Source organism: Synechococcus sp. R6-7, from assembly GCF_047461695.1.
In the GTDB taxonomy this organism is placed as follows: Bacteria; Cyanobacteriota; Cyanobacteriia; order Thermostichales; family Thermostichaceae; genus Thermostichus.
Map to the genome: position 1 here is coordinate 1 of NZ_JANSHS010000423.1, position 6,538 is coordinate 6,538.

7 protein-coding genes are annotated in these 6,538 nt (G+C 56.6%); 4 read left to right on the plus strand and 3 right to left on the minus strand.

Annotated elements, in window-relative coordinates:
- Positions 1-797: PQQ-dependent sugar dehydrogenase (locus NW815_RS12040; RefSeq protein ID WP_414416060.1), on the plus strand; the 797-nt coding region annotated here is incomplete at its 5' end.
- Between the two features lie 93 nt (positions 798-890).
- On the opposite strand, the gene psbH is transcribed toward NW815_RS12040, so the two are convergent.
- Entirely contained in the window at positions 891-1,094 is a 204-nt protein-coding gene (gene psbH, locus NW815_RS12045; protein ID WP_414331336.1) for a photosystem II reaction center phosphoprotein PsbH, read from the minus strand.
- Positions 1,095-1,296: 202 nt separating this feature from the next.
- Here psbH and psbN point away from each other — a divergent pair, with 202 nt between their 5' ends.
- On the plus strand, positions 1,297-1,428 hold the full coding sequence (gene psbN, locus NW815_RS12050; protein WP_011432995.1) for a photosystem II reaction center protein PsbN: 132 nt from the start codon (positions 1,297-1,299) through the stop codon (positions 1,426-1,428).
- 26 nt (positions 1,429-1,454) lie between these two features.
- Positions 1,455-2,324, plus strand: a complete 870-nt coding sequence (gene dapF / locus NW815_RS12055) for a diaminopimelate epimerase (protein ID WP_041436430.1) — start codon at positions 1,455-1,457, stop codon at positions 2,322-2,324.
- Between the two features lie 3 nt (positions 2,325-2,327).
- On the opposite strand, the gene NW815_RS12060 is transcribed toward dapF, so the two are convergent.
- Together NW815_RS12060 and NW815_RS12065 are read right to left on the minus strand one after the other, a co-directional pair.
- Positions 2,328-2,972 carry a hypothetical protein gene (locus NW815_RS12060; RefSeq protein WP_414387902.1) on the minus strand — a complete coding sequence of 215 codons (645 nt, stop codon included), beginning with the start codon at positions 2,970-2,972 and terminating at the stop codon, positions 2,328-2,330.
- A 131-nt stretch (positions 2,973-3,103) separates the two neighbouring features.
- On the minus strand, positions 3,104-3,736 hold the full coding sequence (locus NW815_RS12065) for a hypothetical protein (protein WP_414387901.1): 633 nt from the start codon (positions 3,734-3,736) through the stop codon (positions 3,104-3,106).
- 132 nt (positions 3,737-3,868) lie between these two features.
- Between NW815_RS12065 and pcrA the strand changes: the two genes are divergently transcribed.
- Entirely contained in the window at positions 3,869-6,229 is a 2,361-nt protein-coding gene (gene pcrA, locus NW815_RS12070; RefSeq protein ID WP_414416061.1) for a DNA helicase PcrA, read from the plus strand.
- The last annotated feature ends 309 nt before the right edge of the window (positions 6,230-6,538 follow it).

Below are 6,538 nucleotides of genomic sequence, written 5' to 3' on the forward strand. Positions count from 1 at the left end.
CCTATGCCGCTCCTGGGCCGGGCGGCGGGGGAACCCGAGTGGCGCGGGCCCGCTTGGGGGAGAAGGGACTCCAGGATCTGGAGGTGATTTTCGACATGGAGCGCAAGACCCCCGCTCAACAGCACTTTGGCTCCCGCCTGGCCTTTGATGAACAGGGATTTCTCTACATCAGCACCGGCGACCGCGGAGAGCGGCATCGGGCCCAGGATCTGGGGGATGCTGCCGGCAAGGTGTTGCGCGTCACTGATTCAGGAGGGATCCCGGCGGACAACCCATTTGTCGGCCAAGCAGGGGCTTTGCCGGAAACTTTTACCTATGGCCACCGCAACATTCAGGGAATGGCCCGCCACCCTGAAACAGGGGCAATTTGGTCCCATGAACATGGGCCGCAGGGTGGGGACGAGATCAACATCTTGGCCCCCGGCGTCAACTACGGCTGGCCCCTAATCACCCACGGTCGAGAATATACGGGAGAACCCGTCGGCCAAGGACTGGCGGCAGCTCCCGGCTTGGCTTCCCCTCTGCTGCACTGGACGCCCTCTATCGCTCCTTCTGGCATGACTTTCTACACGGGAGAGGCTTTCCCAGAATGGCGGGGCAACCTGTTTGTGGGGGCGCTGGCCGGGCAACACTTGGCCCGTCTGGTACTGGATGGAGAGCGCGTGGTGGCAGAAGAGCGTCTCTTAGAGGGGGCGGTGGGCCGCATTCGCGATGTGCGGCAGGGGCCGGATGGACTCCTTTACCTGTTGACGGACGCCCCGAATGGATCCCTGCTGCGCCTGGAGCCAGCACCCTGAAGGCATCGGCTCGGAGGAGAAGAGGAGCTGCCTTGATCCCGCTTGCAACCGTCTGGCGGGACGGGGATTTTCTCCAGAGTAGGGCTGGGGAACTCAAAAGCTGAGGCTCTCCCAGGAGACGTTAATGTCTTCCAAAAGCAGCGACTTGTTGTAGATCTGCAGGATAATCAACAAAAAGACGGCGAATAGGGCCATGAAGACCGCCATCAGGGGCGTGGTGCCCCAGCCGGGAGCCACTTTGCCGTATTCCGAGTTGAGAGGACGCAGCAGATCGCCCAGTTTGGTACGAATGGCCATAGGTTCTCGCTTAGAAACCGAACACGTTGACGAAGTCGAAGATAGCAGGCTCGAAGGCGGATCCCTGGTGCTCAGCACCGCCAAAGCAGCCGCCTTTTAAAATCACGCTATCAGAATCTGGCCGAACCTTTTTGTCTTGGGCAATGAATTGTAAACTTGTGTAATACTGTAGTCGAATACTCTCAGGATCAAAGACAACGATATGGAGCCCACCTTTTCCCTGATTGTGGCGATTGCGGCAGTTACCATCTGCATCACTGCGTTTGCCATCTACACGGCCTTTGGCCCCCCTTCCAAGGACTTGCAGGATCCCTACGAGATGCACGAGGATTAAGGCCTGTCGTTGGGATATCTGGGTAAATGTCTGCTCGGTTGACCCCCCGTCTCTCCTTTCACAAGTACCAGGGGTTGGGGAACGATTTTATCTTGGTGGACAACCGCTGGCAGTCTCAACCCTGCTTGAGCCCGGAAGAGGCCGTCGCCCTTTGCAATCGCCGCTTTGGGGTAGGAGCCGATGGGGTTATTTTCCTGCTGCCAGGGCAGGAGGGGGCGGACTTTAGCATGCGCCTCTTCAACAGCGACGGTTCCGAGGCGGAGATGTGCGGCAATGGGATCCGCTGTTTGGCTCGCTTTCTGCAGGACTTGGGGATCCCAGGTCGGGATGGCGCCTACCAGATCCACACCTTGGCGGGGCGAATCGTGCCGCAGGTGCGGGCAGATGGGCTGGTCACGGTGGACATGGGGATCCCTCGCCTTTTGGCCAAGCAGATCCCCACCACCCTGGTCGAACCGGATGAGAAGGTCATTCGGCAGCCGCTTGCAGTGGCCGGGCGAGAGTGGCGGGTGACGGCGGTGAGCATGGGCAACCCCCATTGTGTGGTCTTCCTGGAAGAAGAGGGATCCCTGGAGGAGCTGGACTTGGCAGCTGTGGGCCCCCTGTTTGAGCATCATCCGGCCTTTCCTGAGCGCACCAACACCGAATTTGTGCAGGTGCTCAGCCCGACTCGTCTGCGCCTACGGGTTTGGGAGCGGGGAGCAGGGGCAACGCTGGCTTGTGGGACGGGTGCCTGTGCTGTTTTGGTGGCTGCTGTTTTGGAGGAGCGCGCAGAATCGCAAGCTACAGTAGAACTGCCGGGAGGAAATCTGGAAATTCGCTGGGATCCGAGCACACAGCACGTGTGGATGACCGGCCCTGCCCTACACGTCTTCAGCGGCACCACTGCCGGTTGAGAACTAGGCTCCCAGACCCAACAGGAGGATGGCCAGGAGGCCGAGGAGCCCATAGGCAACGCTCCAGCCCTGCCGCCAGATCAGCGCCACTGCCAGGCCCAATAAGACCAAGCCCAAGCCCAGGCCAAGGCGGAGAAATAGAGGGTGTACAAACTGGCTGAGGGAGCGTTTGAGCCAGGGGAAGATCACCCCCAAGGCGAAGGCCAGTCCTACGGGGATCCAATCGATCCAACCTGTCTGCTCCCAGCCCCCCAACAGGTAAAAGCCGCCCAGACAAAGGCCCAGGCAGAAAAACAGCACCCGCATGCCGGGATAGTCTTGTCGATAGCTGAAAGCAAGGCTTCGGAGCTCCTTGGGGTGGGCCAAGACCAATGGCTCTACAGCAAAGCTTTCGCTCCACTCCGGCGCTTCTTCAGTTTGTCCGCGGCACCAAAGGTAAACGTTGACCTTGCGCAACCCTTGCAGCAGAGAGGCTTCCACCGCACTGCGCACCACCTCCATCACCTGCAGGGTATCCACCACATCGCCTGGCAGCCGTTCCAGCAGCACGTTGAGAACAGGCCCCTTCAGCTCGGCTCGGCCAAACAGCCGCAAGTTGGCAAGCTTGTAATCGAGGATTTGGTTCAAAGTTTTGAGCTGGCGGCGCATGGGATCCCGCGAACAGAGAGCCGTCGTTCGACCGGTTGACTCAAAGCTTCAACATGACCGGTATGACCAGTTTAATGGCTTGGGCCAGAGCAGCAGAGGAGAGGCGTTGCCGGTGTGAAAGGGAAGTGGGACTATCCCATGAGGGTGCGAATGCACCGGCGAATGCTGAGGTTGGATTGCTCCAAGTCGGCAAATCCGCTCAGAAGAGTTCCCTGGCCGTCCAACAGCAACAAAACAGCCTGGCGGCGAAAATTGATCCCAGGCAAAGCTGCAGCGGCTATTTTTTGCAGCTTCTGGATGGTTGCTCCCTCAAAATCGACCGAGACATACACAAACGGAGAAACCAGGCGGGGATCCGTCGGTACACTCTCCCGGATGGCCTGCAAAACCAAGTGGCGCACCAGCAGCAGCCCCCTGCCATCCACCAGCACGATCTGGCGCAGCCGAGGGTTTTGCCCAAACTCCAGGGCCAAACTTTTGGAGAGGGCTTCCGATTGCGAGCGGGTTTGGCTGTTGGTCAAGATCAACGCTTGAATGCCCTCATACCGACTTAGGTCAAGCCGATCCCCAGAAACGCTTTCCACCTTGAGGTCAAGAGATGTTTTGGGGTTGCCGTTGCTGGGGCAGTTGCCAGCTTGGGCGGGATCGAACGCACCTTGAGAAAGCAGGGCAAGGGTGGCAAACCCCAAAGCCACAAGTCTCTTTTGAACGCAAAGCCAGCAGCGGTTAGCCGGGGCACAGCAGCAGGACAGCACTCGGTTCATGGCGGGGAGCTCTGGAGCGGGCCGGCCAAATCTTAACCGATCTTCATCTTTGGTGCTCCAAAATGCCCTCTGGGCTTCTCATCCCCATTGGGTTGGTGCCCATAATGGAAGGCAGTTTCTGGTTTGCTGGCCATGACTCACGCCTCTTTGCTGGATGCCCTCAACCCTTCTCAACGGCAAGCGGTGCAACACTTTTGTGGCCCGCTGCTGGTGGTGGCGGGGGCAGGTTCCGGCAAGACGCGCGCCCTCACCCACCGCATTGCCTACCTGGTTCGCCACTATCGGGTGGATCCAGGAGAAATTTTGGCCGTGACCTTCACCAACAAGGCCGCCCGTGAGATGAAAGAGCGCATTGAGCAGCTCTTTGCCGAACAAGAAGCTCAAGAACAATTTGGGATCCCGCTGGAGCAATTGGAGCCAGCCCAAGTCACCCGGCTGAAATCCAGCGTTTACCATCGGCTGATTAAACCCCTTTGGATCGGCACTTTCCACAGCTTATTTGCCCAGATCCTGCGCCTGGAGATCGAAAAATATCAGGATCCCAAGGGGCGCAAGTGGACTCGCCACTTCTCGATCTTCGATGAATCAGATGCCCAATCTCTGGTGAAGGAGATTGTAACCAAGCAACTGAACTTGGATGAGCGCAAGTTTGACCCAAGGTCGGTACGCTACGCCATTAGCAATGCCAAAAACCAAGGTTGGACTCCTGCCGACCTGGAGCGCAATCAGCCCAACTTCCGTGGCCGTACCATCGCCCAAGTTTACGAAATCTATGAAGACCAACTGGCAGCCAACAATGCTCTGGACTTTGATAACTTGATTTGGATACCAGTGCAGCTTTTTCGACAAAACGAGCAGGTGTTGGCTTACTGGCACCAACGATTTCGACACATTTTGGTGGATGAATACCAAGACACCAACCGCACTCAGTATGAGTTGATTCGTCTGTTGGCCACCAACGGCGAGACCTGCAGATCTCGGTTGGATTGGAGAAACCGATCGATCTTTGTGGTGGGAGATGCCGATCAAAGCATCTATCGGTTTCGCGGGGCAGATTTTACCATTTTGCTGGAGTTTCAAGAGACCTTTGGAGATGGTCTCCCGGATGATGATACCCGCACCATGATCAAGCTGGAGGAGAACTATCGCTCTACAGCTACCATTCTGCAGGCAGCTAACGCTCTCATCGAGAAAAATACAGAGCGCATTGATAAAGTTCTCAGGCCAACCCGTCAGCAAGGAAATCCGATTTTTCTTCATCAGGCGGATGATGAGATTGCAGAGGCCGAGTTTGTCGTCAATACCATCCGACGATTACACGGCCAAAATGCCAATGCTTTTTCCTGGGGAGATTTTGCCATTCTCTACCGTACCAACGCTCAATCCCGTCCTTTTGAAGAGGTCTTGCTGCGGTGGGGGATCCCTTACACCGTGGTAGGCGGACTGCGATTTTACGACCGCAAAGAAATTAAGGATGTCCTAGCCTATTTACGGGTTGTGGCTAACCCTGCCGACTCCTTTAGCCTGCTGCGAATTATTAACGTGCCGCGCCGTGGCATCGGCAAATCTACTCTGGACAAGCTGACCGAAGCGGCGGCTGCTCTAAACGTGCCTTTGTGGGCAATTCTCAGCGACGAAACCTCTGTAAGTAGCTTGGTGGGTCGTTCGGCTAAGCCTGTCATTCAGTTTGCTCAGTTGATTCAGCACTGGCATCGACAGGCTTCTCAAACCTCAGCCGCCACCCTTATCGAAGGGCTGCTGCGGGATTCCGGTTATTTGGAGGATCTCAAGGCGCAGGGTACAGACGAAGCCGAAGAAAGAGCGGCCAACGTGATGGAACTTTACAATGCCGCTCGCCAATTCGAGGAAGAACAGGAGGATCCCAGCCTTGAGGCTTTTTTGAGCAATGTGTCTTTGGCTTCCGACTTAGATAACCTTCAGGAAGGCGCTGAGAAAGTTTCGCTAATGACGTTGCACTCTTCCAAAGGTTTGGAGTTTCCTGTTGTGTTCTTGGTGGGGGTAGAGCAGGGTCTGTTTCCCAATTTCCGGGCTTTGGAGGATCCCGCTGCTTTGGAAGAAGAGCGACGCCTTTGCTACGTGGGCATTACCCGTGCCCGTGAGCAGTTGTATATCAGCCACGCCAGGGAAAGGATGCTCTACGGCAACCGCGAACCAGCTATTCCTTCGGTATTTTTAAGTGAACTGCCCCAAGAGTTAATCGAATTCGACAGACGCGGAGCCGTTTCTCGACAGCTCTCCCACGGCAGTGGACTGTCCCTTTCAGATGCACCCAAGGCCAGGCCCAATCGCCGCCAAAGCCGTTCAGAACAGTGGGCGATTGGAGATCGTTTGCAACATCCCCAATTCGGACAAGGCCAGATTACCCATGTGTTCGGCAGTGGTGAACGGGTCACGATTGCGGTGAGGTTTCCCGCTATCGGTCAACAGAAAATCCTGGATCCCCGTATCGATCCTATTCAAAAGCTTAGCTAGGCGGCTGAACTCGGAAGGGCTCCAGCGATGAAGAGAGGCAAAGGGAAGTGCTGTAGAAGTCCGTAGCTCATTCGAGATTGCCTTGCCGTTGACGTCGTTGGTGATCCCTTGCTTTATATGTGTTTGCTTTATATGTGTTGCTGCACGACGGGGAAAGCAAAACCTCAGCTCCCCCTTTCCCTGATTTGACCGTTGCCCAACCCTCGGCCTTACCTCTGCCCCCTCGTCACTAAATTTTCGGGCTGGAGACCCGCACCATAGCCGCAGGCTTGGTGTCGAGAGGAAAGCCCTCCTCCATATAGGTTTGCT